Annotated in this window: 18 protein-coding genes; 8 read left to right on the top strand and 10 right to left on the bottom strand. The window is 61.7% G+C overall.

Going from position 1 to position 25055, the window contains the following annotated elements:
* Position 1: 1 nt before the first annotated feature.
* The 5 genes from RCO31_RS06590 to RCO31_RS06570 form a co-directional block, all read right to left on the bottom strand.
* Positions 2-877 carry an ABC transporter permease gene (locus tag RCO31_RS06590; RefSeq protein WP_308967451.1) on the bottom strand — a complete coding sequence of 292 codons (876 nt, stop codon included), beginning with the start codon at positions 875-877 and terminating at the stop codon, positions 2-4.
* Positions 874-1989: an ABC transporter ATP-binding protein gene (locus RCO31_RS06585; protein ID WP_308967450.1), complete on the bottom strand. Its 1116-nt coding sequence runs from the start codon at positions 1987-1989 to the stop codon at positions 874-876. The genes RCO31_RS06590 and RCO31_RS06585 overlap by 4 nt, the downstream gene beginning before the upstream one ends.
* Positions 1986-3014 carry an extracellular solute-binding protein gene (locus RCO31_RS06580; protein ID WP_308967449.1) on the bottom strand — a complete coding sequence of 343 codons (1029 nt, stop codon included), beginning with the start codon at positions 3012-3014 and terminating at the stop codon, positions 1986-1988. The genes RCO31_RS06585 and RCO31_RS06580 overlap by 4 nt, the downstream gene beginning before the upstream one ends.
* A gap of 40 nt (positions 3015-3054) precedes the next feature.
* Positions 3055-4536, bottom strand: a complete 1482-nt coding sequence (hydA, locus tag RCO31_RS06575) for a dihydropyrimidinase (RefSeq protein ID WP_308967448.1) — start codon at positions 4534-4536, stop codon at positions 3055-3057.
* Between the two features lie 1278 nt (positions 4537-5814).
* The gene (locus RCO31_RS06570) at positions 5815-7317 is read right to left on the bottom strand and encodes an ABC transporter substrate-binding protein (RefSeq protein WP_308967447.1); all 1503 of its coding nucleotides are present in this window, start codon (positions 7315-7317) and stop codon (positions 5815-5817) included.
* A gap of 222 nt (positions 7318-7539) precedes the next feature.
* On the opposite strand from RCO31_RS06570, the gene RCO31_RS06565 reads away from it, so the two are divergent.
* Positions 7540-8364, top strand: a complete 825-nt coding sequence (locus RCO31_RS06565; protein ID WP_308967446.1) for a cupin domain-containing protein — start codon at positions 7540-7542, stop codon at positions 8362-8364.
* Positions 8365-8479: 115 nt separating this feature from the next.
* On the opposite strand, the gene RCO31_RS06560 is transcribed toward RCO31_RS06565, so the two are convergent.
* Positions 8480-10000, bottom strand: coding sequence for an ABC transporter substrate-binding protein (locus RCO31_RS06560; RefSeq protein WP_308967445.1), 1521 nt, complete (start codon positions 9998-10000; stop codon positions 8480-8482).
* A gap of 144 nt (positions 10001-10144) precedes the next feature.
* On the opposite strand from RCO31_RS06560, the gene RCO31_RS06555 reads away from it, so the two are divergent.
* Positions 10145-13618 (top strand): indolepyruvate ferredoxin oxidoreductase family protein, encoded by a 3474-nt coding sequence (locus RCO31_RS06555; protein WP_308967444.1) that lies wholly within the window; start codon positions 10145-10147, stop codon positions 13616-13618.
* Between the two features lie 197 nt (positions 13619-13815).
* On the opposite strand, the gene RCO31_RS06550 is transcribed toward RCO31_RS06555, so the two are convergent.
* From RCO31_RS06550 to RCO31_RS06535, 4 genes are all read right to left on the bottom strand, one after another.
* A complete protein-coding gene (locus tag RCO31_RS06550; RefSeq protein WP_374991436.1) occupies positions 13816-15198 on the bottom strand; it encodes a phenylacetate--CoA ligase family protein in 1383 nt (460 codons plus the stop codon).
* Positions 15199-15233: 35 nt separating this feature from the next.
* Positions 15234-15881 (bottom strand): isochorismatase family cysteine hydrolase, encoded by a 648-nt coding sequence (locus RCO31_RS06545; RefSeq protein ID WP_308967443.1) that lies wholly within the window; start codon positions 15879-15881, stop codon positions 15234-15236.
* 128 nt (positions 15882-16009) lie between these two features.
* The gene (locus tag RCO31_RS06540; RefSeq protein ID WP_308967442.1) at positions 16010-16717 is read right to left on the bottom strand and encodes a GntR family transcriptional regulator; all 708 of its coding nucleotides are present in this window, start codon (positions 16715-16717) and stop codon (positions 16010-16012) included.
* Between the two features lie 114 nt (positions 16718-16831).
* Positions 16832-18355, bottom strand: coding sequence for an ABC transporter substrate-binding protein (locus RCO31_RS06535; RefSeq protein ID WP_308967441.1), 1524 nt, complete (start codon positions 18353-18355; stop codon positions 16832-16834).
* 174 nt (positions 18356-18529) lie between these two features.
* Here RCO31_RS06535 and RCO31_RS06530 point away from each other — a divergent pair, with 174 nt between their 5' ends.
* From RCO31_RS06530 to RCO31_RS06505, 6 genes are all read left to right on the top strand, one after another.
* On the top strand, positions 18530-19447 hold the full coding sequence (locus RCO31_RS06530; protein ID WP_308967440.1) for an ABC transporter permease: 918 nt from the start codon (positions 18530-18532) through the stop codon (positions 19445-19447).
* Positions 19447-20289, top strand: a complete 843-nt coding sequence (locus tag RCO31_RS06525) for an ABC transporter permease (protein WP_308967439.1) — start codon at positions 19447-19449, stop codon at positions 20287-20289. The genes RCO31_RS06530 and RCO31_RS06525 overlap by 1 nt, the downstream gene beginning before the upstream one ends.
* A gap of 8 nt (positions 20290-20297) precedes the next feature.
* On the top strand, positions 20298-22388 hold the full coding sequence (locus RCO31_RS06520) for an ABC transporter ATP-binding protein (protein WP_308967438.1): 2091 nt from the start codon (positions 20298-20300) through the stop codon (positions 22386-22388).
* Positions 22389-22458: 70 nt separating this feature from the next.
* Positions 22459-23193 carry an acetoacetate decarboxylase family protein gene (locus tag RCO31_RS06515; RefSeq protein WP_308967437.1) on the top strand — a complete coding sequence of 245 codons (735 nt, stop codon included), beginning with the start codon at positions 22459-22461 and terminating at the stop codon, positions 23191-23193.
* A gap of 30 nt (positions 23194-23223) precedes the next feature.
* Positions 23224-24105: an alpha/beta hydrolase gene (locus tag RCO31_RS06510; protein ID WP_308967436.1), complete on the top strand. Its 882-nt coding sequence runs from the start codon at positions 23224-23226 to the stop codon at positions 24103-24105.
* A 74-nt stretch (positions 24106-24179) separates the two neighbouring features.
* Complete coding sequence (locus tag RCO31_RS06505; protein ID WP_308967435.1) at positions 24180-25043, top strand: oxaloacetate decarboxylase; 864 nt, start codon at positions 24180-24182, stop codon at positions 25041-25043.
* The last annotated feature ends 12 nt before the right edge of the window (positions 25044-25055 follow it).

Raw genomic sequence — 25055 nt, 5'->3', positions numbered from 1 at the left:
GCTAACGTCCCCTCGCTTCGAGATTGCGTGTCAGGAAGCTTGACAGGAAGACGATCACCAACGCGATCGCGAGCATGATGCAGGCCATGGCCGAGCCGAGTTGATAGTCGCGAAAGTTCAGGAACGCCTTCGCCATCACCATCGACATCGTCATGTAACGCTCGCCGATCAGCAGCCCGGGAGTGACATAAGCGGCGACGGACAATGCAAAGACGATCGAGGAGCCGGCGATCACGCCGGGCATGGTCAGCGGCAGGAAGACGCGTCGGAAGGTGTTCAACGGCGAGGTGCCGAGCGTTGCCGCGGCATCGAGATAGCGCGCGTCGAGCATGCGCATCACCGAGTAGAGCGGCAGGATCAGGAAAGGCAAGAATACGTTGACCATACCGATCACCAGGCTCATCTCCGTGAACACGAACCGCACCGGCGCGTCCAACAGACCGGTGTTCAAGAGAAGCCAGTTCAGAATCCCCTCTCGCCGGAACATGATGGTCAGCCCGAAGGTCTTGACGATGATGCTGACCGTCAGTGGCAGGAAGACGAGCGCAAACATGATGAGCTGGAACCCTCCCTTCGCACGGGTCAGCGCGTAGGCTGCGGGATAGCCGAACAGCAACGTGATCAGCGTAACGCGACAGGCGAGTGTGAGCGAATCCCAGATGACGCCGCGATAGTAGGCATCGCCCAGGATGCGGTTGTAACCGGCCAGGGTCAGCCCGTCCGGCCCCTGGAAGCTCTTTGCCATCAGCAGCGCGAGCGGGAATGCGAAGACGAGGCTCATGAAGGCGAGGCTCGGAAGAGCCATCACGAGACGCGGATCGAGCTCGACGCGGCGCCGGACCACAGGTTTTGCAGCGGTTAGGTCGATCGCGGTCATGGCGCGGGGAACAGCATGGTGTCGGCAATGCGCCAGCGCAGCGAAAGCTCCGCGCCAGGAGCAAGGCCGCCGATCGGCAATCGTGCCACGTCGACCTGGATCGCCTCGTCCTGCGCTGCCCCATGGAAATGTAGCTGCGTTTTCGCGCCGAGATAGACAATGTCGGTGAGAGTGGCCTTGATCGTGTTGAATTCTCCTGCAGGGCCTTCCCCGAGCGTGATCGCTTCCGGGCGCGCGGCGACGACGACGCGGCTGCCGGGGAGGTAGCTGCCGGGGGCACGGATGTGACCGAGCGGCGTTTCGACCTCGACGCGGCCGGTGATCGTCTGCAAGACCTTGCCCGGCAGCCGCGTGGACTGGCCTACGAACTCAAGCACGAACAGCGACTTCGGATTCGTGTAAATGTCGCCTGGCGGGCCGAAATGCTCGATCTGCCCCTGATTCATCACGGCGATCCGGTCGCTCATAACGAGGGCTTCGTCTTGATCGTGGGTTACAAAGATCGAGGTGATGCCGAGATTGCGCAGGATGTGGCGAAGTTCGATCTGCATCGTTTCGCGCAGCTTCCTGTCGAGAGCCGAGAAGGGCTCGTCCAGCAAAAGGATGGCCGGCTCGACGACGATCGCCCTTGCGACCGCGATGCGCTGTTGCTGGCCGCCGGAGAGGACCGTAACCGAACGCTCGGCGAATTCCTGCATCCGCACCAACTCTAGCGCCTCGGCGACGCGCCGCTTCCGCTCTGCGGCCGCCATCTTGCGGTTGCGTAAGCCGAAGCCGACATTCTCTGCCACGGTCAGATGAGGGAAGAGGGCATAGTTCTGGAAGACTACGCCAACATTGCGCTTATGCGGTGGAGTGCGCGTCAGATCGCGATCGCCGATCGTGATCGTGCCGGTATCCGGCAACATCAAACCGGCGATCAGTCGCAGGAGCGTTGTCTTCCCGCAGCCCGAAGGGCCGAGCAGGGAGACGAACTCCCCCTGTTCGACCGACAACGCAAGGTCCCGCAGCACGGTGTTGCTGCCGAAGCGCTTGCCGAGCTGCCTGATCCGGAGATGCGCGGCGGCGGCCTTGGGAACGGACGCCTCTGTCGCTGCAGTCAAGGCGCTCATCGCGCCGCGACCTCGCGCTCGAAGCGTTCGATCCAGCGGTTGCGGTTGTCGGCGAAATATTCCCAGTCGAGCACGACCATCTCCGGAAAGGAAATGCCGTCGGGCAGCTTCGTCGCGGTGTTTGTCGGCTTCGAGTAGAAGGCTTTAGCGACCGTAGCCTGTGTCTCGGCGCTCAGGAGTTCATTGATGAAAGTTATGCCGAGATCCTTGTTGGGGCCGTTGGCGACTAGGGCGACACCTGCCGGCATCGCGATGAGCCCTTCCTTCGGATAGGACTGGTCGATGGAGGCGCCGGCGGCCTTGCGGAACAGGGTCGTGCGGGAATCGGGCGCCAGATAGGCCAGACACTCTCCGGTCTCGAGCAACTGTTGGGCTTGCGGTGCGTTGGTCGAGACCTGCAGGATGTTTGGACGAAGCTCCTTCAACTTGGCAAATCCCTCGTCGGCCAGCTTCAGGCATTCGGCGAGCGGCTTACCTGTCGCAATTTGCGTTGCCGCCAGCAGCGGCGCGACGGCCTGGGTGATGCGCATCGAAATGAGGATCAGCCCGTCGCGATATTTCTTGTCCCAGAAGTCAGCATAGCTCGCGATGCCGTGCGGCACGCTCTTGGTGTTGTGCGATGCCGAGCACATCGGCTGACACCAGTTTGCCCACATCGCCTCGTTCGGCTTGGCTTCTGCCGACAGCTGGGCGAGGTTCGTCACGTCGGTCGGCAGCTTTTCGATCAGCTTTTCGCGCTGCGCGAGGACTAGAACCGGATCGTCCATCATCGTCACCGTCATAGTGGGACGATCCTTGTTGTTGCGGATCTTTTCCAGGTTGATGAGTGAGTTCGTGCCCTCGAACAAGATCTTGAAGTTGTGCTTCTTCTCGATCAGCGGGAAGAGTACGTCGGTCAGCCCTGGCGAAGCCGGACCGCCAATGAAAATTTCGCGCGTCTGCGCCCTCAACACGTTGGGAAAGCCGGTGATGGCGGCGGCGCCCGAGGCGGCGAGGAAGCTACGGCGGGAAAGGGTGGGCGACATTGCTACTCCTGCGGATCGATGATGGGCACCCGTCGAACGGTCATTCGGCCGCGAGCTTCGGCTTGTCCTCCAGGACGGTGCTGGTGACCGGGTCAAATGGGATTGGGAACACGCCGCGTGGTTCAATCTCCGCGTACGGCGCGCGCGGCACGAAGGAACCGCCGCCGATAGCGCCGACGACCGTGTCGTTCTCGAAGACGCAGGTGCCGCGCAGATAGGTCGCGATGACCTTGCCGGTGACCTCGCGGCCCTCATAGGGCGTGTAGTCGCCGCCATGGTGCTGACCGGCATTGGTCAGCGTCTGGTATGCCCGTGGATTGAAGAGCACGAGGTCGGCGTCAGATCCGACCGCGATTGTGCCCTTTTTGGGAAAAAGCCCGTAGAGCTTGGCAGGGCGCGTGGCGATCAGGTCGACGAATTTTGATAGCTCGATATTGCCCTTGGTGACTCCCTCGTGGAAGATCAGGGGAAGGCGCGCCGCGAGACCGGGGATTCCGTTTGGCACCTTAGTGAATGGTCCATTCTCGCCGGCGACTTTCTTTCCGCGCGGATCGTCGAACCGCGTTGGCGCATGGTCGGACGAGATCACACCAATCGTGCCCGTCTTGATCGCCCGCCACAGGCCCTCCGCCTCGGCCGTGCCGCGTGGCGCCGGTCCGAACATGAACTTGGCCCCCTCGAAGCCCGGGCGGTCAAGGTCCTCGGCTGTGATCGTCAGATATTGCGGGCAGGTCTCGCCCCAAACCTTCATCCCGCGCGCCTGAGCGCGAGCGATCTCCTCTGCGGGTTCGGGGCCTGACACGTGAAAGATCTGGATCGGTACGTCGAGCACTTCGGCGATGGCGACAATGCGCGAGATCGCCTCTCGCTCGACAACTGTCGGCTTTGCCCACGCATGATATTTCGGCGCCGTCAGCCCGGCCGCGACCAGCCGCTCGCTGAGATAGGCGATCAGCGCATGGTGTTCCGCATGTACGCAGACCAGCGCACCGGCCTTGCGCGCAGCCGCGAGCGTCCTGATCAACTGAGCATCGTCAAGTCCGATTCCGTCATAAGTCATGAAGACCTTGACCGAACGGCAGCCGCTGTCGATCAGCGTCGGCAGTTCGTCCCGCAGCACCACGTCGGTAGGATCGCTGATCGTCAGGTGGAAGGTGTAGTCGACGCGCGCCCTGCGTGCAGCGACACGATAGTCTTCGACGGCGGCCTTGAGCGAGCCGCCACGCATCTGTGTGGCAAAGCAGATGACGGTGGTCGTGCCGCCGGCCGCAGCAGAAGCGGTGCCCGTCTCGAACGTGTCACACATCTGCGCCGGGCCTGAGGAAGGCTGCTCGATATGCACATGCGTATCGACTCCGCCCGGCAGGACGAGCAGGCCGTCGGCATCGACAACCCTGTTGCCTTCGAGATCGGTGCCGAGCGCAGCAACCTTTCCACCGGCAATCCCGATATCTGCCTTGAACACGTCGCTGGCGGTGACCACGACGCCGCCCCTGACAACGAGATCGAAGGTGGTCGGCATCGGCAGTCTCCAGCAGGCAAGCGCAAATCGGGAACGGGCACGAACAAGGCGACGCTGCTTCGTGCCAGTAGCGCCACGCCAGGAGACTGCAAGGGACATGCCAAAACAGGCGATGCAGCTTGAACCGGACGTCGGAGAGTATCGGCGATCTGTCCGTTTAAGCCTTTGGGCAGTGACTCCGAAGCACGCCCGTCACTTGATCGCGCCGGCGGAACGCAGCTGCCGCTTCCAAGAGCCGTTCCGGGTGAACGGTTGGGCACCACTAGCGGCTACTGCCTTCAGAGCAGGCTGTGGAGCCCAAATGGAAGGCAGCCGCGGTGCATTGGTTATGGAAGGCGGATTCCATCCGGAGCCCAGGGGTCTGCGGAACTCTTGACACTATAGCCGTTTCGATGCGGTGGCCTCTTCTGCGACAGGTGCGCTCGTCTGCCAACGGCCAGAAGCCGTGCCTCGCTGACAGCGTCAGCTAGTGGCCCCTAGCCGAAGTGGTTGGATATGCACCAATTCCGAAGCCGCCCCGAGGAACTTGCTCACATCATTGAGCTGATTGACGAGGCGTTGAGTGCCTCCGCGACTGAGGCTGAGCTTCGCAAACGCGGCAGCGGTCTGAACTCATCCTCAACCTCATTAAGTTCAAGCAGACAACCGATGGTGCAGCATGACTGCAATCGGGCCATCGCCGCCCGATGCCCGGGGGCGGGTCAAAAGTCAGCAAGATCGCTTCGCCCGGACCGGCGGCCCTCTCACTCAGGGATTTTTTTCGCGAGATCGAATTTTCGACGAGCAAATCGGCCTGCATTCTCACTCCGTTGGAGCCGCGCCGGTTACAGCCGAGCCGCAAGCCTCAGAGATCAAACGGCTTTTGCGAGACTATCTCTTCGTCGTTGCGGAAACGGTTTGACGATGTCGGCGAGTTCGAGGATTTATTCTCTGGCGATGCGCCGCCCCGGGGGTGGTCGAAAGTCCGCAGCTTTCGGAGAGCGGACCGGTGGGGCAAGGCACGTGCATCTGTGCGCGAGTTTCCCAGATCTTTTTTTGCAGCCATCCGCCCTCACGATCCGACGCCCCGCGGGCGTCGCATTGGAATCGCCGAACAATTTCAACGACGGCTCACTCTAAAAGTGCCGCGAAATTCAGGGTTGGGGGGTGATTGAAACTCGAGATGGAAGAGAATGATCGAGATGATGGCAATTGAACCTCGATTGGAGATTGAGTACTGGCCAAGCGGCCGGCTGGGCGGTCAGGGGCGGCCGCCGATCAGAGATGTATGTCGATGGCTTATTTGAAATCGTAGAGGCGCACGAAGCCGTCCGGCCAGGGCGAATAGCCGACGGACTTCTTGGCAGCATAGGCCTGCATCTCGTCGTAAAGCGGAAGGTGATAGCGGTTCTCGTTGCTCTTGCGGAACGCCGCCGCGATCACCTTGGTCTGTTCGTCGGGATCGGTGATCATACGCTGCTTCTTGAGCAGTGCGTCGATCTCTATGTCGACCTTGTAGGCGTGGGAGCCCTGCTCATACATCGTCGTCAGCACCGACTCTGCATGATACTGCGTCGAGCCGAACGCGAAGAAGTACATGCTGTCGATCTTCGACTGGAGCCACACGGGAAAGAACGCCGTGAATTCCATCGGCTTGATGTCCACCTTGAGCCCCGCTGCCGTCATGTAGCCGGCGATCGCCTGAACGACCTCGTTGCCCATGACGATATTGTTGTTCGGATACTGGATCGTGATGGGCGCGCCGCCGTATCCCGCCTCGGCGACCAGTTTCTTCGCCTTCTGCGGGTCGAAGGTGACCGGCTTAAACGACGGGTCGTAGCCGATGTTCATCGGTGGCACCATGATGCCGGTCGGCTTGCCGAGTCCGCGAAGCAGCTTGTCTGTAATGGCCTGCCGGTCGATGCCGACATCGATGGCCTCACGGATCTTCGGGTTGTCGACCGGCACCTTGTTGACGTTGAATGCAATAAAGATGACCCGGAAACTGGGCGCGGTGCTAACCTCCAAATCGCGGTTCGTCTTCAACTGATCGATGGCTGACGGCGGTAGCGCCGGAACGAGGTCAACCTCACCAGACTGCAGCGCGGCCGTTCGTGACGCCTCCGACGGGATCGGCCGCAACGTTGCCTTCTTGATTGCCGGAGCTCCACGCCAATAGTCGGGGTACGCCTCAAGCTCCATACGGTCATCTTTGACCCATCGCACGAGCTTGTAGGGGCCAGTGCCGACAGGCCTGGTCGCATAGCCCTGATCACCGACCTTGTCGAAGTAAGCCTTCGACATCAGGTTCACGTAGCTGACCTGGCGATGGAAGATGCCGTACGGTTGCGACAGCTTGAATTTAACGGTCTGAGGATCGACCGCTTGAACGTCGTTAACCAGCCTGATGAAGGTCCGCACCGGGGAGGTGCCGTCGGCCTTGATGCGGTTGATCGTGAAGACCACGTCGTCTGCGCTGAAGGGGCTGCCGTCGTGAAACTTCACGTTCTGCCGCAGCTTGAACGTCCATTCGGTCAGGTCAGGCGAGAACGTCCAGCTCTCGGCCAGCCTCGGATTGAGCTTGCCGTCGCGCTGCAGCTCTGTCAGTGCGTCAAAGACGTTGAGCCGGTAGTTGAAACCGAGCGGCGAGGTGTCCTTGCTGGGATCGAGTCCCGGGAAATCGCCCGGAAGGGCGACGGTGAGTGCGTTCGGAGCAGCCTCGGCCGGAATGTGCGGGACCGCGAGTAGGGCGGTAACCGCCGCGACGCTTACGCTTTTGGCAATCGTGCGAAAGAAGGGCATGCGTAACTCCTTGCTGACCTGATCGACGACGCATTGGACGTGACGCCGTCGGAACGACACGGCGCAAAAAGTCGGGCCGGGTCCAAGACGTGACAGCCACGCAGACGGCACGGGAAGCCTAGAGAGGCTGATTGACGCCTGTCAACAGTTGTCTATTTTCAGTTGGCCGCACCGATCGCCACATGCCGATGGGACGTGTCGACGTCTATAGGAGAGACCGTCATGCGCGAGCACATCGAGTTTATTCAGGCTCAGCGTCTGCCCTGGGCAGACGCGCGCTCTGTCGATTTCGCGGGCGGACAGATAAAGTTTCTGAGCAGCGATCCGGACGATGGTTCGTTCAGTGCTGTACTTCGCCTGCCTGCAGGCTGGTCGCGCCCGGAGCGAGCGTTTGCGTTCGATGAAGAGATCTATGTTTTGGACGGTGATCTCGATATCGACGGCGTGACTTACGTCGACAATTGCTATGGGTTCAGAGCGGCGGGTTCAGCCGGAAATGCACTGAGGGCCCTGACCGACGTTGCGCTGCTCTACTTTCGGTCGGGTACGGTCGCCGACAATCTCTGCACACGTGAGGCCTCGGCCAAACGAACGATCGAAAAAATTGACCTCGGCGCGGAGACGTGGGACGGCGAGTTCGAAAAACTCGGGCTCGGCGCGCTGGCGGCCGGCGCGCGCATGAAGATCCTGCGCGAGGATCCATTTTCCGGCGAAACGACATACATCTCTGCATCGATCGCCTACCGCATCGGGGCACGCGCGGAGCGGCATCCAATCGTGCAGGAATTTTTCATGCTGGCAGGTGAGCTCGCCGGGGAACTCGGTGTGATGCACGCCGGCGCATATTGTTTCCGGCCGCCCATGGTCAAGCATGGACCTTATGGATCGTCGACGGGGGCGGTGATCCTGTTTCGTGGTTTAGGTGGAAAGCAGGAAACGCTCTGGGAGGATGCGCCACCTTTCACCTTCTATCCCGGCCATGCACCGGTTTTGCCCGAGCGGCTGAAAGCTCTTGGGACGCCGTTCCCGCGCCCGCCGCGGTATTGACCCCTGCGGCCGGTGGCCGTGAGCCAGCCAGGAGGCGACACGCATCATCTGCATCAGAAAGTGCGCCCGACGAGGCACCATAACGAATCCTGTTGGCGTGCGTCGCGGCGCGCGATCAGCTTCCTGAGACGGCAATGTCTCTCAGTCGCACGAGACCGTCCGGCCGTGGCGTGATCCGCACCCGGTCGCGAATGCCCCACACGTGGGTTTCGGTGTAGAGCGGGCTGTAGACGACGTTGTCCTTGCCGATCTTGAAGATTTGCGTGATCAGCGCTTTCCGCTTGTCGGCGTTCGGCTCGGCGCGCTGCGCGCGGATCAACTCGTCGACCTTCGAATCGCTCCAGTATCCTCGGCTGCGGCCGGTCTCGTACAGGCTGGTCAGCGGCAGATCGGCATCGAGCGTCGTCGGACCGTAGGTAAACGCGTGCATGCTGTTGAGCTTCTTTCCGGCCCACAACGGGAAGAACGCGGTGTACTCCATGCCCTGAAGCTCGACGTTGATTCCGACGGCTTTCAGATAGCCTGCGACCGCCTGCACGACTTCATCGGTGGAATTGAAATTGGCGCTCGGGTACTGGATCGTGACCTTCTCGCCCTTGTATCCCGAGCTCTGCAGCAGCTTCTTCGCAACCTCGGGATCGAATTTCGTTGGAGCGATTGTCGCGTCGTAGCCGAAGCTCACCGGGGCCACGACCTGGGCGGTAGGCCTGCCGAAACCCCGCAGCAGCTTGCCCGCTATAGCTTCGCGATCGATGGAGCTATCGATGGCTTTGCGGAAGTCGAGGTTGCCGAGAATGCCATTGGTGACGTCGTAGCCGAGGTAAACGACCTTGTGGCTGTCGACCTTCTGCGCCTTGGTCCCGGCGCTGCTATTGTTGAGCCTATCCGCGAGTGCGGGCGGCAGCATCGGCACGACGTCGATTTCTCCGGACAGGAGCGTCGCGACACGGCTGGCCTCTGCGGGAATCGGGCGGAAGATGGCCGTTTTCACTTTCGCCGGACCGTCCCAGTAGTCGGCGAATGCTTCGAGTTCAATCCGATCGTCCTTGACCCAGCGGACGACCTTGTAGGGACCTGACCCGATCGGGGTCTGATTGAACTGCGTTGCGCCCAGCCGCTCGTAGGCTTCCTTCGGGACGATCGATACGAGCGAGACCTGCCGGTCGAATGGAGCGAACGGCTCGACCAGCACGATCCGAAGTTTATGATCCGACAGCTTCTCCATCGATTTGATCTTGGAGAGATACGTGCGGACCGGGGATTTCGTGTCCGCCATGATCTTGTTGTAGGTCCACAGCACATCGTCCGTTGTGACCGGCTTGCCGTCGTGGAACTTGGCGTTTTCGCGCAGCGTGAAAGTCCAGGTGAGCGCATCGGCACTGGCCTCCCACGACGTTGCCAACCGCGGCATGACCACACCGTCTGCCGAGATTTCGGTGAGCTGATCGTAGACGTTGAGCCGGACGTTGAGCCCGATGGGCGATGTGTCGACCGTCGGGTCGAGAGACGGGACGTCCGACGGCATCGCGATCGTCACCTTGCCGGCACTCTGGGCCAAGGCGGACGGCACAAACGCGGCCGCAGCGAAAGCCAGCACAGCACCGGTCAAAAGACGTGAAGCCAGCCCGAACATCATCGCCGGAACTCCTGTTGGCAGTTGACAGCAGACAGCACACTATCAAGGATGGTTTTCATGCGTGCAAGACCAATCGTCGCGGCCTTCGTCGGATGGTCTCCGCGTTTGGAAAAAGCGCTGCAGATCAACAGACGAGTGGGGGTCATGAACGCAATCGAAGTCACGCTCGACGATAAATACCGGCAGTTGCACGGCCCGGTGTTCATGACCGGAATGCAGGCTCTGGTGCGGCTTGCGCTCGAACAGCGCCGCTCGGATGCGAGGGCCGGCCTGAACACCGCTGGCTTCGTTTCCGGATACCGTGGTTCTCCCATGGGCGGTTTCGATCGGGAGTTGTGGCGCGCGCAAAGCTTTCTCGACGAGCACCACATTCGCTTCCAGCCGGGCGTGAACGAGGAGATCGCCGCGACGTCGCTGTGGGGTACGCAACAGGTCAGCCAGTTTCCCGGGCCGCGCTACGACGGCGTCTTCGGCATCTGGTACGGCAAGGGACCGGGTCTGGACCGCTCGGGTGATGCGATACGGCATGCTAATCAGGCCGGTTCGTCACAGCATGGCGGCGTGCTGGCCATCGTCGGCGACGACCATGCGTCGAAATCCTCGGCGTTCGGCGCGCAAAGCGAATTCGCCTTCGTCGACTGGATGATGCCTGTCGTCGTACCGGCCGGCGTGAAGGAGTTCGTCTCATTCGGCTTGTTCGGCTTTGCGCTGTCGCGGTTCTGCGGGTTGTGGACCGGTTTCAAGCTCGCCGGCATCAGCGCCGAGAGTTCGGCGATCGTTGACATCCCCGACCAGCGTGCGCCGTTCGTCATTCCGACTGACATCGAGCTTCCTCCCGGCGGCCTCAACATCCGCGCGAGCGAAAATGACCGGGGCGCCTACGAAGAGCGCGTCAAGCGCTACCGGCTGCCGGCCGCCATCGCGTTTGCGCGCGCGAACGGGATCGATCGCACCGAGATAGACAGCGGCACGGCGCGCGTTGGGATTCTGACCGCCGGCAAGGCCTATCTCGATGTTCGGCAGGCGTTCGCCGACCTGGGACTCGATGATGACCAGGCTGCGGCAGCCGGCATCCGGCTTCGCAAGCTCGGAATGGTCTGGCCGCTCGATCCTGTCGGCATCCGGACGTTCGCGGAAGGTCTCGACCTCATCATCGTTGTCGAGGAAAAGCGCGGCCTGATCGAGGAGCAGGTGAAAGCTATCCTCTTCGACGCGGCTCTCGCGCGATCGCCGCGCGTCGTCGGCAAGCGCGACGAGCAAGGATCGATCCTGCTGACGGACTCGCGTGAGATCGATCCGATCCTGGTGGCCGAGGCGATCGTGCCGCGGCTCGTTGCGCGCGGTGCCCCTACGTCTCTCAACGAGCGTCTCGCCAGCGTCGTGACCCGGCGCGGAAAGATCGCCAACGCCGACGTGCTGACGCGGACACCTTACTTCTGTTCCGGCTGTCCGCACAATCGCTCGACAGTGGCGCCGGAGAACAGTGTCGTCATCGCAGGGATCGGCTGCCACACGATGGCTCGCGCCATGGACCGCAGCATCCTGACGATGACGCATATGGGCGGCGAAGGCGCCAGCTGGATCGGCATTTCGCCGTTCACCGATCTCAAGCACATTTTCCAGAATGTCGGCGACGGCACCTATTTCCATTCAGGGCAGCTCTGTGTGCGCGCCACCGTTGCCGCCGACGTCCCGATCACCTTCAAAATTCTCTACAACGACGCGGTTGCGATGACCGGTGGACAGCCGCTCGACGGCACGCTGACAGTCCCGCAGCTCACGCAGCAGCTCAAGGCCGAGGGGGTGAAGCGGATTGCTTTGGTTGCGGACGACCCGGGCAAGTATCCGCCCGATGCCGGCATCCCACAGATGGTGACCGTTCATCACCGTGACGATCTAGATGCGGTCCAGCGCGAGCTCGCCAACTTCCGCGGCGTGTCGGCCCTGATCTATGACCAGACCTGTGCGGCGGAGAAACGACGCCGGCGCAAGCGTGGTCAATTTCCAGATCCCGCGCGGCGCGCGGTCATCAATGAAGCTGTCTGCGAAGGCTGTGGCGACTGCGGCGTCAAGTCCAACTGCCTGTCGGTCCGTCCGGTCGAGACCGAGCTTGGGACCAAGCGCCAGATCGACCAGTCGTCGTGCAACAAGGATTTTTCCTGCCTTGACGGCTTTTGCCCCAGTTTCGTGACGATCGAAGGAGGTCAGCTCCGCAAAGCCGCGCCGGTCGTCGACCGCGATGCGGAGATCCCGGAGCCGGTGCTCGCCGATTGTGCCCAGCCGCTCTCGATCCTGGTCGCAGGCATCGGTGGTACCGGCATCGTCACGATCGGTGCCCTGCTCGGCACTGCCGCACGGACCGACAACAAGGTTTGCACAGTCAACGACGTCACCGGCTCTGCACAGAAAGGGGGTCTGGTCGCCAGCCACGTGATCGTCGCCGAGCGGTCGGAGGCCATCCATGCCGAACGTATTGCAGCGGGAGCCGCCAAGGTGCTGATTGCGGCCGACATCGTCGTGGCGGCGATGCCGGATATTCTCTCGCGGGTCGGCGCAGGAACTGAGCATGCGATCATCAACACCGGCGCGACCCAGACCGGATCGTTCCTGCGCAACGCAAAAGCGCGTTTCCCAGTCGATGAGTTGAAGCAACGACTGGTCGAGCGCCTCGATGAGGCGCGCACCGAGTTTGTACCGGCCGATACGTACGCGCGCTCGCTGACGGGCGATATCCTCGGCGTCAACCTGTTACTCCTCGGCATGGCCTGGCAGAAGGGTTGGATTCCGCTGACGCGGATGGCGATCGAAAAGGCGATCCGACTGAACGGTGTAGCGGTGGAAGCCAACCTCGCCGCGTTCGGCTGGGGCCGACGGATTGCTGTTCAACCCGGTCTGGTGGCGGACAGCGGAGAGGGGGCTGCGCCGGATACGTCCACGCTGGATGGATTGATCGCCCACCGTGCCAAGGCGCTGATCGAGTTCCAGGGCTCCGCCTACAGCGAACGCTATTGCAGGGCCGTCGAGTGGATCCGGCGGCTCGAACAGGAGCGCGTCCCCGGGCAAACCGCGCTGAGTGAGGCCGTCGCCCGCTATGGCTACAAGCTGATGGCCTACAAGGATGAGTACGAGGTGGCGCGGCTCCTGTCCGATCCGGCTTTCTTCAAACGCATCGAGCGGGAATTCGAAGGGCCGTACAAGGTCGTCTTCCACATGGCGCCGCCGCTGCTGGCCAAGAAGGATTCCGCGAGCGGGCGTCTCAGGAAGCGTGCGTATGGTCCCTCAACGCTGCTGCTCCTGAGAGGCCTCGCCAAACTGCGTGGACTGCGCGGCACGTGGGCCGATCCCTTCGGCTACACCCTTGAAAGGCGGACCGAGCGGCGGCTGATCGAAGAGTATCTCGCGTTTCTTGACGAGATCGGCAGACGTCTGACGCCAGAAAACCATGCCGTCGCCGTTGCGCTCGCCTCGCTCCCTGACGAAATCCGCGGATATGGACACGTCAAGGACGCAAGCATAGCGCGTGCGGCTGCGCGTCGTGCGCAGCTGCTGGAACAGCTCCAAAGCAGCGGTCTAGGCAACGGGGCGAAGCTGCCGGTGCGCGAGGTGGGGGCGACGTGAGAAGTGTCTGTTAAAGGGCGACGCGATCAACCGCGCGGTCATCGCCAGCGTTGTGCCGGGAATGCAAGTTCTTGCGGCAAATTCTGAAAGCCGATCCGATCTACCGAGTGCAGATTCCATGTGACGCCCGATGGGCAGCAGCAATATGACGGAACGCAGTTTCATCGAGCCGTACTGCGTTCCGGCAGCTTCCTCGATCAACGTGGAGGGCGAAGGTCGACGACACGCTTCGGTTTTGCCGCGACCAAGGGATCGTAGATTTCGTCGCGGTCGACGATTTCGATGCGCGGGCGCACCAGGATGATCTTGGCTACCTCCGCCAGGATATCCGTGGACAGAGCCTGCTGATCCTCCGGTTTCGCGGCCAACTTGATCACAAGCTCGTCCATGGAGAATGGATCGTTGCGGTCCGACGGCTGCACGACGATCTGATACTCGTCCAGCGCCGGAAGGTGGTCGAGGCGATCTTTCAGGACCTGGAGATTGACCAGCGCACCCTTAATCTTGATGATATCTCCCGAGCGCACAGGTTGAGAAATGATCCGTGGCGACGTACGGCCGCAATGCGGACATACATCGTGGCTGAGCGAGACTACATCGCCGACGATGTAGCGTAGGAACAGCGTTCCGCGTCGCATCAGATGCGTGAAGGCGAGCATGCCGGACTGTCCGTCGGCCAACCGTTCACCGGTCTGCGGATTGATCACCTCGTGGAATAGCTGATCCGGGATTAGGCTGTGGAAGCCCGCACCTTCCTGGCATTCGATCATCGTGCCGCCCTGCTCCGTCGAGCCGTAGCGATTGACGATCTTCGTGTCGGCGGCCCCCAGTTCGCGCATGCGGCGACGCAGATCGTCGCGCATCGCGGTCGACGAGGCTTCGCCCGTGATCATCGCCATGCGGACGGACTTGAAATCGGCCCCCAGTTCCTGGGCGCGCATCAGCACGCGGCGCACGAAACCGGCAACGCCCCACAGCACCGTGACGCGATGCCGCTCGACCGCGCGGACGGCCGCGTCGAGACCGCGATTGACCGGATACTGGCTCTGCGCATTGCCCGTGTTGGTGAAAACGACGGCGGCGCCGATTGAGCCCACCTCGTCCGGCGCGCGCGCGTAGGCGCCCATCGGAAACGGCGTGAGCGGAAAGAGATTGGCAATCCGGTCGCTGTCCTTCAGACCGATCAGCTCTTGCCGCTGCGCGAATGCGAACATGTAGCCGAAGTGATCGTGCGCAGCGACGTAGATCGGCGCCGGCCGGCCGGTGGTGGTGCCTGTCGTGTAGACGATCTTCCAGAGCGTGCCCTGCTCGGGTGGAACGCTTTCAGGATCGAGACGGAATGCGTCGGGGTCGGCGAGGAAGTCTGCCTTCGACGATGTCGGCAGACGCACGAGTTCGTCGCAGGTCTGGATGTGGCGCGGCTCGAGCCGCTCCTTGCGCATCAGCTTGCTGTAGAACGGATGATGATTGTAGGCGAGTTCCACAGTCTCGCGCAGCAGGCGATCCTGCAGCGCGCGCACCTTGTCGCGGGGCTGGCGCAGAATGTCGGGGAGGCTCAGCGGCGTGAAGGCGGTGGTCATCGCGGGGTCAGTTTTCCTGTGTTGAAGATGTTCTTTTAGTTCACTGCGGCTCGTGGGGCCGTGGTGTCGGCGGGCGGCTGGCCCGTGAGTTGGATTTCGTCGATGCGCGCTGCATGTCCGAGCAAAAGATCGACGATCTCGGAGCTTGCTGAGGCGAGCGTGCTGCTCCAGCTGCCTGTCGCGTCACTGGCGAGCACGATGTCGAAGCCGCGATCGAACGCCGAAAATGCCGTCGCGAGCACGCAGGCATAGGTTACGACGCCGCAGACGATGATCGTCGTTATGCCGCGACTGCGCAGTTGCGCCTCAAGGTCTGTTCCCTCGAACGCCGAATAGCCTGCCTTGTCGGTGACGATGTCGCCGGGGAGGGGGGTCAACTGGTCGATGACCGCAGCACCCCAGGTGCCGGGCCGAAGCCGTTCGCCCTTCGGTATCCAGCGCCGCGGCTTCAGGACGTGCCTGTCCTCCATGGACCCGGCGGGCTTGTCATAAACCAGGCGCGTGTATCCCACGGTCGCACCTGCGGTGCGCGCCTTGCCAACCAGCCGCGAAACCGGATCGATCGCCGAAATGAAGTCGGAGATATCGTTGCCGCAAAGACCGTAGTGGCCCTCGCGATGGCAGAAGTCGTTCTGCATATCGACAACGAGAACCGCGCATTGCTTTGCAACGAGTGTCGGCATGGCTCTGTTCGAAACGTGGGACCTCCGAAGCGGACAGTATGCCGATTGTTGACAGTCGGCAACTCAAGCAGAGCGCAGCCGACTTGCGTGGCGCTCAAGGCTCCTGCGTCGGAAGAAGTCGTCGGTTGTTATTCGGCTGCGACAGCGCGAGCGCTGCCGTTCTTGCGCGCGCGGCTCTGTCCGCGCTGCGCAAAGCTGTTGTAGGCGTTGCGAATGTGTGCGCGCATCGCGGCTTCGGCGGCGGCTGCGTCGCCGCTCTCGATCGCATCGACGATCGCAACATGCTCATCGAACGCGACCAGTGCGCGTCCGGATTTCGCGCTCGATTGATAGCGGTAGAGCCGCAACTGATAGTACAAGTGGTCGTGCAGCATCTCTTCCAGGCGCTGATTGCCGGCGAGACGCACGATCGTGGCGTGAAAGTCGCTGTCGAAGGTGCCTTGTTTGTAAGCTGAACCCGCTTTCAGGGCGGGGTCTTTCGCGTGCCGCGAAAGCAGATTGCGAAGCGCTTTCACATGCGGCTTGCGCGCGTTTTCCGTCGCAAGGCGTGCGGCCATGCCTTCGAGAGCCTCCCGGATCAGAAAAAGCTCGCGAATGGTCTCCGGCGAGAGTTCGATGACGCGAACGCCGACCCTGGCGCGGCGCGTAACGAGCCGGCCTTCAAGGCGCTGGAGTGCTTCCCGCAGCGGTCCCCGACTGATCCCGAAGCGGCGCGCAAGGTCTGCCTCCGACAGGCGCTGTCCAGGCTCGAATTCGCCTGCAGAGATGGCTTCGACAAGGTTCGAAAAGGCGATCTCGGCAAGTGATGCGGAGGAAATAGGTTTCAGAAGCGACATGGCTGATTCTCTAACACGTTCCCCGTGGAGTCGCACCTTTGTGAGGCATTGATGTGCCTCATTTCGCGCCAAAATCTGCGGGAAACGGCCCGCAAACCGTGGAAGTTGCTCGATCTAGCGTGCGGTTGTTCGCGTGACCTGCCAGAACCGGATATAGCCCTCAGGGGGCGCCTCCCATTCGACACCGTCCCTCAGGCCAACCGCCTGCCGCTCGTTGAACAGGTAAGCGAAGGGCTGATAGCGATCGGTCTCGCGCCAGAGCTGCGCCATGATCTCGGCCCGCTTTTTCGGGTCGCTTTCCGAACGCTGGTCCTCGGCGAGCTGGTCGACTTTCGGATCGAACATGTAGCCACGATTGCCCTTGGTGGCAAAGATGCTGAAGATCGGGACGTCGCCATCCAACAGGCTTGGCCCGAAGACGAACATGTGCATCCCGCCGAGTTTCTTGCCCGACCAAAGGGCGTAGAAGCTGTTGTACTCCATGCCCTCCAGCTTCACGTTGACGCCTGCCGCCTTCAGGTAGCCCGCGACTGCCGAGGCGACGGCATCCGCAGACGCAATGAAGTCGTTCGGGTACTGGAACGTGATCGGCTCACCGTTGTAGCCGCTCTCCTTCACGAGCTGTTTGGCACGTTCGGGATCGTATTTGGTCGGCGGCCGCTTGTCGTCGTGGCCGAAAGTGACTTTGGCCAAAATCTGCCCGATCGGCAGGCCCATTCCTCTCAGCAACTGCTGGCCGATCGCGTTGCGATCGATCGCGGCATCGACCGCCTGGCGCATCCGGATGTCCTTCAATGCAGGGTCGGCCGGATTGAAGCCGAGGTACACAACCTTGTAGCCGTCGTTGACCTTCACCTTGACGCCTGGGCGATTGCTGAGCGTTTGCATCAACGCCGGTGGCAGGGCCGGAACGATGTCGACTTCGCCCGACAGCAGCGCAGCCGAGCGTGCAGACTCGCTTGGGACAGGGCGGAGCACCACCTGTTTGATCGAGGGGTTGCCGCCCCACCAGCCGTCGAACGCCTCCAGTTCGAGCCGATCGTCCTTGATCCAGTTGACAACGCGATAGGGCCCCGAGCCGATCGCCTTCCGGCCGAACGCGTCGGCACCCATCTCGGTATATGCCCTCTTCGGAATTACGGCGATCAGCGTGGCGTTGCGATCGAACGGAGCGAACGGCGTCTTCAGGTTGAAGCGCAGTTGCGTATCCGAAATCCGATCGATCGACTGGATGTTGTTCACGTACACGCGCGTCGGCGACTTTTCGTCGTCCATGATCTTTTGATAAGAGAAAATCACGTCGTCGATGGTGACCGGATCGCCATTGTGGAACTTTGCATCCGTCCGGATCGTGAAGATCCATTGTTTTGCGTCCCCACTTTTTTCCCATTTTGTCGCAAGGCGGGGAACGACGCTGCTGTCAGGGCCAATATCGGTTAGCGCGTCGAAGATGTTCAGACGCGCATGGAAGCTGATGATTGCGTGGTAGATGGTGGGGTCGAGTGTCGCGATGTCAGAGCTGAGCGCCGCGACAACCTTGCTCGGTGCGTTTTGTGCGGCTGCGCCGCATGCGACGGTCAGAGCGCCAGCCACCAGCAGTGCGGCGATTGTTCGCGGAATTCGACGTTGCGTCGGCACCTCGATCTCCCTTGATTGATCCCTGCAACATCAGTCTGCCTCAAAAAAGAGCTATTGTGAACTGTTGACAGTTCGTCGTCCCGCAAGCAAATTCGCGTGCGGGGGTTGGCGGGCTCGATCCTGGTCGTCGAAGTAAGATCGGGCCGGATATCCACGGCTCGAAAGCGGGGTCGGATGGCTTATTTCATTCTTCGGCGTGCCTTCCAGTCGGTCTTGACCGTCCTGGGCGTGATGACGGTGACGTTCTTCCTCGTCCGGCTTGCTGGCGATCCGGCGTTGCTACTGCTGCCGGTGGAGGCGACGGACGAGGACATCAGGCGGCTGCGGTCGGCGCTCGGGCTGGATCAGTCTCTGATCGTCCAGTACGTGAAATTTCTGACGAATGCGCTGGGCGGAGATTTTGGTGTTTCGCTGCGTCAACGAACGTCGGCGCTGGATCTGGTGCTCGAGCGCGTGCCCGCCACGCTTGAACTCGCGCTCACCGCGTTCGTGCTGGGGATTCTCCTGGCTTTCGCGATCGGATTGCTGATGCGCCTGACGACCAGCGCCAAGGTCCGCACCACGATCATGTGGCTGGCGCTGGCAAGGCAGGCGATCCCCGTGTTCTCGTTCGGGCTGATCCTCATCCTGATCTTTTCCGTGTGGCTGCGCTGGCTGCCGTCGCTCGGGCGCGGCACGATCCAGCATCTCGTCCTGCCGGCCCTCACGCTCGCGACCTACGAGCTAGCGCTGTATCTGCGACTCTTCAACGCTTCGCTGTCGGCCGAGCAGCGCCAGGACTACGTGCGCACGGCTTACAGCAAAGGGCAGAGCCGCACGACGGTCATTCTCAAGCACATGCTGCCTAACGCGCTCCTGCCGCTCGTGACCATCGCCGGCATCAATCTCGGCCTTCTGCTGGGCGGCACCGTGGTCACGGAGACCGTGTTCAGCTGGCCGGGAGTCGGACGATTGATTGTCCAGTCGGTGAGTCAGCGTGACTACCCGGTGATCATCGCCGGGGTTTTCATCATTTCGCTGATCTTCGTTCTTGTGAATCTGATCGTCGACATCCTCTACGGCTTCCTCGATCCGCGCGTGAGGGTCGCCTGATGAGAAAGATCCGCGTTTCAACCGGCGTAGCGCTCGCGCTTCTGTTCGGCATTCTGCTTCTGATCGCCGTCGTTCCGCTGCTGCCGACATACGACCCCTACGGTCAGAACCTGTCGGCAAGCCTGTTGCCGCCGGGCGGTGTTTCATTCGACGGTCGGATGTATCTGTTGGGAACGGATACGCTGGGGCGGGACATGGTGAGTCGACTCGCGTTGGCGGGGCAGGTCTCGCTCTTCATCGGCTTTTCGGCAGTAATCGTCAGTCTCGTCATAGGGGTCGCGCTCGGCCTGCTGGCGGGCTTCTTCCGCGGCTGGGTTGAGAACGTCATCATGGGCATCGCGGATCTTCAGCTTTCGATTCCGCGCGTGCTGCTTCTGATCGCGGTCGCTGCAATCCTCGGCTCCGGTGTCTTCAAGCTTGCCATTCTGCTCGGGTTGACCAGCTGGGTCGCCTACGGACGCGTCGCGCGGGCCATGGCTCTGAGCCTGCGCGAGCGAGAATTCGTGTTGTCCGCGACCACACAGGGAGCGACGGCGACGTGGAATATCCGCAAGCATCTCTTGCCCAATGTGCTTCCGCAGATGCTGATCGTCGGCTCGTACGAACTGGGTCAGATCATCGTACTGGAATCGGCGCTGAGTTATCTGGGCCTCGGGGTGCAACCGCCACTACCGAGCTGGGGTTTGATGGTGAGCGAAGGTCAGACCTACCTCGAACTCGACCCGTGGCTGTCGGTACTGCCGAGCATCGCGTTGTTCATGCTCGTTGCCGGCGTCCAGATTTATTCGCAGACCTTTACGTCGGAGAACGACATGTCGGCCGAAGTGGTGAAAGCCAGCTGATGTCGAGCATGGATCAAAATCAACCTCCGACCTCGGCCTCGCCGGAACCGGTCCTTTCCGTGCGCGATCTCGTGATCGAGGTGCCGTCGGAACAGGGCATGACACGTCTCGTGGATGGCGCGACGTTCGATGTGTTTCCGCACGAGGTCTTCGGTCTTGTCGGTGAGTCTGGCTCCGGCAAAAGCATGACGATGCTCGCGGTCATGGGGCTGTTGCCCGCGCCGGTGCAACTGACCTCCGGGAAGGTTATTCTGCGGGGACAAAGCCTAACGGACCTGTCGTTCGAGCAGATGCGCAAGGTCCGCGGCAAGTCGATGTCCATGGTGTTCCAGGACCCCATGACGTCCCTCAATCCCGTACTGCGGGTTGGGTCTCAGATCGCCGAGACGGTCCGGCTGCATAATCCGGCGATGTCAAAGGCTGAAGTCCGGGCGCGCGCGATCGAGCTGCTCGGCCTCGTCAACATCCCCGACCCCGAGCGGCGCTACCAGCAATATCCGAACGAATTCTCCGGCGGCATGCGTCAGCGGGTGATGATTGCGATTGCGATGGCAAACGATCCCGATCTGCTGATCGCAGATGAGCCCACCACCGCGCTCGATGTGACGATTCAGGCGCAGGTGATGAAGGTGCTCGCCAGGGTGCGCGCCAAGACCGGCGCGGCCATGGTGCTGATCACTCACGATCTCGGCCTCGTGGCGGAAACCGCCAACCGTGTCGCGGTAATGTACGGTGGGCGGATGATGGAACGGGCGCCGGTGGACCCGATCTTCGCCCAGCCGCGTCATCCGTACACTGTTGGTCTCATTTCCAGCTTGCCGCGATTGGATCGTAATGTCGGCGAGCTCTATTCGATTCCAGGGCAGGTCCCGAACCTCGCGAAGCGTCCTCCGGGCTGCGTCTTCCATCCCCGATGCGCCTTGTCGGACGGCCGGTCTCCATGTCGCGAGCAACTGCCGGAGTTCCGGCAGGTTGGCGCCGATCATCGAAGCGCCTGTCATTTTGCCGAAGAAGTTGCGGAGTGGTCGCGCAAGACTGCAGTGGTCCTCTCCGGCGACGTCGCTCATGGCTCGGATCGGAAAGAGCCGGCCACCAAAGCGCCGGTGCTGCGCATCGAGCAACTGAGCAAGGACTTTGCCATCCGACGGCGCAAGGGTTGGGGACATGACCATCTGAAAGCCGTGCGCGCAGTTTCGCTTTCGCTGGCAAGCGGCCGCACGCTGGGCCTTGTCGGCGAGTCCGGGTGCGGGAAGTCCACTCTCGGTCGACTCATCCTGAGACTGATCGACCCGACTGAGGGTAAGATCTGGTTGATGGACGCGGACATCACGACGATGAAGCCGTCGCGGCTTCGCCCGAAGCGCAAGGAATTGCAGGTCGTCTTCCAGGATCCTTATGCGTCGCTCGATCCACGCATGACGGTCCATGAGGTTATTGCCGAGCCGCTGCGGATCAACGGTCGCTACAACGCCGCGCGCGTCAATGAATTGCTGCAACACGTCGGGTTGTCGCCTGAAGTCGCCGGAAGGCGGCCGCCGGAGTTTTCCGGAGGGCAGCGCCAGCGCATCGCCATCGCACGTGCGCTCGCGCTTGGCCCGGACGTCATGATCCTCGACGAGGCAGTCTCCGCGCTGGACGTGTCGATCCAGGCCCAGGTGATCAACCTGCTCAAGAGCCTGCAGCGAGAACTCGGCCTCTCGTACCTTTTCATCTCCCACGATCTCTCCGTGGTTCATCACATCTCTGACGATGTGGCAGTGATGTATCTCGGCAAGCTGATCGAGTTCGGCAGCCGCGATCAGGTGTTCGGATCGCCTGCTCACCCGTATACACAAGCCTTGCTTTCGGCGATTCCCGCACCGGACCCGGCGCGCGCCAGGTCGAGCGAGCGCATCGTGCTTTCCGGCGACATGCCGAACCCGCTCTCACCGCCGTCGGGATGCGCATTCCGCACACGCTGCCTCAAGGCCACAGAGAAATGTGCGCAGCTGGAGCCTGAACTGGTCGAGCGGACCGGTCCGGCACATCTCAGCGCCTGTCACTACGCGGACGAGAGCGGCGTAGAACAGACCTCCAGGCGCAAGGTCGGCGCATCCTGATCAACTGCAGGATGGGAGCGTCGAGTGACAACAAGAAGAGAAAGGTGTCTGTTCGCCGATGAATGCACCAGTGTTGAATCGCAAAGCGCCTTACACGGTTCCGTATGCAAGTCCGCTTTACGGTGCGCCGCCCTACGACATGGTCGAGGGCAAGATTCTCGTTGTCACGTTCGATTCCGCCAACCAGTCGGCGCTGCGGACATCCGTATCGCCACCTCTCACGCTCGCCGCGAATTCCCGCACATCGCTCTTCATCGGCGACATGCTGCAGATCCCGCATTGCGGCGCCTTCCATGAGTGCGGAGTCGTTGTGACAGGTCGCTACAAGGATATCGAAGCTCCCTATACGCCCTACCTGTGGACGTCGACCGAAGAGGCGATGCTTGTCGGGCGTGAAGTCTACGGCATGCCGAAAGTGATGTGCGATGACACGCCGCTGCGCTGGTCCGGCAATCAGATCCATGGGCTGGTGCAGCGTCGCGGCCAGAAGCTCATCTCGATGGACTTCAATATCGAGCGCCGCGCCGACCCCGCCAATGTTCCGAGAAATGCCAGCCGTCTTACGGTTCGCACCATCCCGGACCCGACGGGAAAGACCGTAAGCCGACGCGAGGTGCTGCACTTCGGTCTCGAGGACTATGAGATCGTAGAGGCCTGGGAAGGGCGAGCCGCGCTTCGCATTCTGCCGTCCGTGATGTCGCGGGTTCATGAACTGGTGCCGGCCGATCCGATCGTGAGCGGTTTCTATCTGCGCGTGAAATGGCGGCTGAACACCGGCGAGATGCTCGGTGTTGAGGAAAGCTGACCGCTGATCAGGGAACGGATCGAACCTCAAATGCAAACAACCATCAAGCGCGGCTTTGCCGATACGCCTGTCGGGCAGGTGCACTATCGATACGCCCGGCCGGCCGGTGCGCGAAAGGCCCTACCGCTGGTCATGTTTCACGGATCGCCTTCGTCATCGCATTCGCTCGCGCGTCAAATTCAGTATCTTGCGCAAAGCCGGACAGTCATTGCTTTCGATACAATGGGGCAGGGGGACTCGTGTCCGCCGCCGTCCAGCGACGTGACCTTTGTCGATTATGCGCGCTTCTACGCCGAGGCGCTGACGTCGATGGGCTCCGAGTTCGAATGCGTCGATCTGTTCGGGACTCACACCGGCGGCCGCATCGCCGCTGAGCTGGCCCTTGGCTTTCCGCAGAGGGTACGCAAGCTCATTCTCGACGGGATGCGACGCGGGCCGAGCGCATTCTGGGAGGAATACGCCGCGTCGCTCGACTTCAGTCAGTTCATTGATGAAGACGGCACTCAATTTTACAAGGCGTGGAGCCGGCTGAAGGACTCGTTTTACTTCTTTCCTGCCTACCGGCGCGATCCCGCGCACTTCCGCGGCAATCCCCTGCCGAACGCGCAGGAATTGCACGCCTACGCGCTCGAGGTCTTCAAGGGCATCGAATGGTCGCACGTGCCGTACCGTCTTGCCGTGCTGTACCCCTCGGAAGAGCGCCTGCCGAAGATCTCGTGTCCGACGCTGGTGACCTGCGCGCCAACCGACGGGCCATTTGCCGACCTCGAGTATGTCGCGCAGCTCGTGCCCGGTGCGATCGCGAAGCCTCACCCGCACAGAGCCAAGATGGATGCGGCGAGCGATACCGAAATCGCTGGCTTGGCGAAGATGCTGGCGGACTGGCTGGATCGGCCTTCTGTTGACAGTTGACAATCGCGGCAGTAACTAAGGTACGGTAAGATGCAAAGGCTCGTCGCACAGAAATCGGGCCGGAGGCGAACGCTTTGACCACCAGTCCCCAGCGACTCAGGGCCATTCTTTCACGACGTGACGCGACGATCATTCCTGGCGTGCCGAACGCGCTGTTTGCGCGCATCACCGAGGACCTCGGATACGAATGCGCGTACGTAACCGGTGCCGGCATCGCCAACATGCATCTTGGTGTGCCGGACATAGGACTCGTGACGTTGAGCGAACTTGCGGATCACGTCCGTGCGATCGCCGACTCGGTCACTATTCCCGTCCTTGTCGATGGCGACACCGGCTTCGGCAATGCCGTCAACACGGTCCGCACAGTCCGCATGATCGAGCGCGCAGGGGCGGCAGGCATACAGCTCGAGGATCAGATCTTTCCGAAGAAGTGTGGACACTTCTCCGGAAAGGGTGTCGTGCCTCTCGACGAGATGGTGCAGAAAATCCGCGCGGCCGTTGATACGCGCATCGATCTGGATTTCCAGATCGTAGCGCGTACGGACGCGATTGCAGTCGAGGGGTTTGCCGCGGCGATGGAGCGGGCCAATGCCTTCATCGAGGCCGGCGCGGACGTCACTTTCGTCGAGGCGCCAGTCGATAAGGACCAGATGAAGCGTATCGCCCGGGAACTTTCAGTGCCGCAAGTCATCAACGTGGTGCATGGCGGCAAGACACCGCCGTTGCCGCGTGCTGAGCTTGCATCGATGGGGTTTGCTGCCACACTGTATGCCAATGCCGCGCTGCAGGCGTCACTGCTGGCGGTTAGTGAAGTTCTCGGAAGTCTGCGCGATCACGGCTCGCTCGATCGCGTTTCCGAGCGGCTTGCGAGTTTCGAAAAGCGGCAGGCTAGCGTTGCAAAGGACAAGTTCGACGCGCTCGAAGCGCGCTATCGCTGACGGAGCACTGAA

The sequence above is a fragment of the Bradyrhizobium sp. LHD-71 genome (assembly GCF_031157255.1).
Lineage (GTDB): Bacteria > Pseudomonadota > Alphaproteobacteria > Rhizobiales > Xanthobacteraceae > P52-10.
Note: the sequence above shows the minus strand (reverse complement) of the source record. Positions and strands in the feature narration are given on the sequence as shown.

Coding starts and splice junctions, on each gene's coding strand:
- RCO31_RS06590 (WP_308967451.1), bottom strand. CDS start 877: ATGACCGCGATCGACCTAACCGCTGCAAAACCTGTGGTCCGGCGCCGC.
- RCO31_RS06585 (WP_308967450.1), bottom strand. CDS start 1,989: ATGAGCGCCTTGACTGCAGCGACAGAGGCGTCCGTTCCCAAGGCCGCC.
- RCO31_RS06580 (WP_308967449.1), bottom strand. CDS start 3,014: ATGTCGCCCACCCTTTCCCGCCGTAGCTTCCTCGCCGCCTCGGGCGCC.
- hydA (WP_308967448.1), bottom strand. CDS start 4,536: ATGCCGACCACCTTCGATCTCGTTGTCAGGGGCGGCGTCGTGGTCACC.
- RCO31_RS06570 (WP_308967447.1), bottom strand. CDS start 7,317: ATGCCCTTCTTTCGCACGATTGCCAAAAGCGTAAGCGTCGCGGCGGTT.
- RCO31_RS06565 (WP_308967446.1), top strand. CDS start 7,540: ATGCGCGAGCACATCGAGTTTATTCAGGCTCAGCGTCTGCCCTGGGCA.
- RCO31_RS06560 (WP_308967445.1), bottom strand. CDS start 10,000: ATGATGTTCGGGCTGGCTTCACGTCTTTTGACCGGTGCTGTGCTGGCT.
- RCO31_RS06555 (WP_308967444.1), top strand. CDS start 10,145: ATGAACGCAATCGAAGTCACGCTCGACGATAAATACCGGCAGTTGCAC.
- RCO31_RS06550 (WP_374991436.1), bottom strand. CDS start 15,198: ATGACCACCGCCTTCACGCCGCTGAGCCTCCCCGACATTCTGCGCCAG.
- RCO31_RS06545 (WP_308967443.1), bottom strand. CDS start 15,881: ATGCCGACACTCGTTGCAAAGCAATGCGCGGTTCTCGTTGTCGATATG.
- RCO31_RS06540 (WP_308967442.1), bottom strand. CDS start 16,717: ATGTCGCTTCTGAAACCTATTTCCTCCGCATCACTTGCCGAGATCGCC.
- RCO31_RS06530 (WP_308967440.1), top strand. CDS start 18,530: ATGGCTTATTTCATTCTTCGGCGTGCCTTCCAGTCGGTCTTGACCGTC.
- RCO31_RS06525 (WP_308967439.1), top strand. CDS start 19,447: ATGAGAAAGATCCGCGTTTCAACCGGCGTAGCGCTCGCGCTTCTGTTC.
- RCO31_RS06520 (WP_308967438.1), top strand. CDS start 20,298: ATGGATCAAAATCAACCTCCGACCTCGGCCTCGCCGGAACCGGTCCTT.
- RCO31_RS06510 (WP_308967436.1), top strand. CDS start 23,224: ATGCAAACAACCATCAAGCGCGGCTTTGCCGATACGCCTGTCGGGCAG.